Genomic DNA, 1,888 nt, shown 5'->3' with positions numbered 1-1,888 from the left:
GGCTGTATCAAAATGACTAAAACTTCATAGTCATGGAGCTACATGCTCCTTTTTTTGGCTATTCATCGTAAAAAAATTAGGCCCTGGATTGAATTTTATGGATTGAATTTATTTTTGAGTACGATGAAAAGAAGGACGTTTCTTTCCTTCAAAATGACCGTATATTCTGATTTTTTAAGCCACTTTTTGTTTATGGAGTTGTTGCCCGCAACGATTGCTTTGGATTTTGTTATGTAATTTTTGTACATTATATCCAAAACATAGAAGCAACATTTCTACTGTGACATGAACTTTTCCACGGGTTAAAAATTTTCTGAAGCCGTAATCTTGTTTTAGCACGCCAAAAGCACCTTCGACTTGAATGGAGCGATTCTTTCTTAAAATAATCCCTTCTTCACTTTGGATATTTTCAAGTGACTCTGTTCTTAGCGAAAGCATTTTTTTAGACACTTCTATTCGTTTATGGTTTCCTTCTTTCGCTTTTGTACATTTTGAACGCAAGGGACAATCTTGGCAAGTTTCACATTCATAAAGGGTGACTTCTTTTCGATATCCCGTCTGACTTTCTCTAATTTTAACTTCAATCGGTTTTAACGTTCTGCCATTTGCGCACGTATAGGTATCTGTGAGTTCATCATACGCCATGTTTTCTCGTTTCCCCAGTTGAGCTTTATATTTTCTTGTTTTTGAGGCTTCATAGTTGAGGGGCTTAATGAAAACTTTTTGATGGTTCTCCTTCAAATAAGCATAATTTTCTTCACTTTCATAACCTGCATCTGCGATCACCCGTTCAAATGTGTTAGATAATCGAGATTCCATAGATGTCAGAAAGGGAATCAAAGTCGTGACATCATTGGCCGAACTAAAGATTCCAACATGAACAATATACTCCGCTTCAACGCCAATTTGGACATTATATCCTGGTTTTAATTGACCATTTTTCATGTGATCGTCTTTCATTCTCATAAAAGTGGCATCAACATCCGTTTTTGAACAACTTGAACGATGCTCGCCAATCATTTCTTGATACGTCAAATACATTTTCTGTTTTTCAATATAATCTTCGAGTGTTTCCACTTGACGTTGTAGAACGGTTTTTCTCTTTCCTTTTCCATAAACAAATTCAATGGATTGTTCAATCACTCGTTGTTTCAAATTCATTAAACAAGATTCTAAACCATCTAAGGGTTGAGTCGAATTGAACTGATACGTTGTTAGATACATTTCGTTGATTTGTTGAAGCAGTTTTTCAATTTTTGTATGAAGTTTAGATTCATTTTTAGTGACTGATTTTAACCAAACAAAGGAATAACGATTGGCATTCGCTTCAATTTTTGTTCCATCAATAAACAGGTTTTTAAAATGAATTTCATCTAAGGCGTGAAGACGCTCAATCCATTGATCAAATAAATCTTCTAGGATGCCATCGCTTAAATGATGTTTTCTAAATCGATTAATCGTATGATGGCTAGGCGCGGGATAACCGTTTAACAGCCAGATAAAATGAATATCCCGTTGACAAAGTCGCTGAATTTCTCGTGAAGAGAAAGCGCGATTCATATACGCGTAAACTAAAATCTTAAACATGATAACCGGTGGTACGACAGAATTTCTCCCTTGATCAGAGTAAGTGCTTAATAATTTTTTATAATCTAATCCCTCCAATAATTGATTAAGCAAACGTACAGGGTCATGAGGTGCAATATAAACTTGAATATCCATCGTTAAAGAGAGTTGATATCCAGCTGAATAAGTTGTATAATCTTGATGTATATTTTCTTTTTTTAGCATAAAAAAAGTATACAAAAAAGCAGTCCCGAATGGGACTGCCTTTTTTTGTAAACTGTAGTTTTTTAATTCAAAGGGCCATCTATTTTGAGACAGCCCC

Annotated in this window: 1 protein-coding gene; it reads right to left on the bottom strand. The window is 34.9% G+C overall.

Annotated features, from left to right (window positions below; all coding sequences use genetic code 11):
- Positions 1-174: 174 nt before the first annotated feature.
- Positions 175-1,791: an IS1182 family transposase gene (locus NEH75_RS13115; protein ID WP_055306073.1), complete on the bottom strand. Its 1,617-nt coding sequence runs from the start codon at positions 1,789-1,791 to the stop codon at positions 175-177.
- Positions 1,792-1,888: the final 97 nt, after the last annotated feature.

Source organism: Turicibacter sp. T129 (assembly GCF_025594975.1).
GTDB classification, from domain to species: domain Bacteria; phylum Bacillota_I; class Bacilli_A; order MOL361; family Turicibacteraceae; genus Turicibacter; species Turicibacter bilis.
Note: the sequence above shows the minus strand (reverse complement) of the source record. Positions and strands in the feature narration are given on the sequence as shown.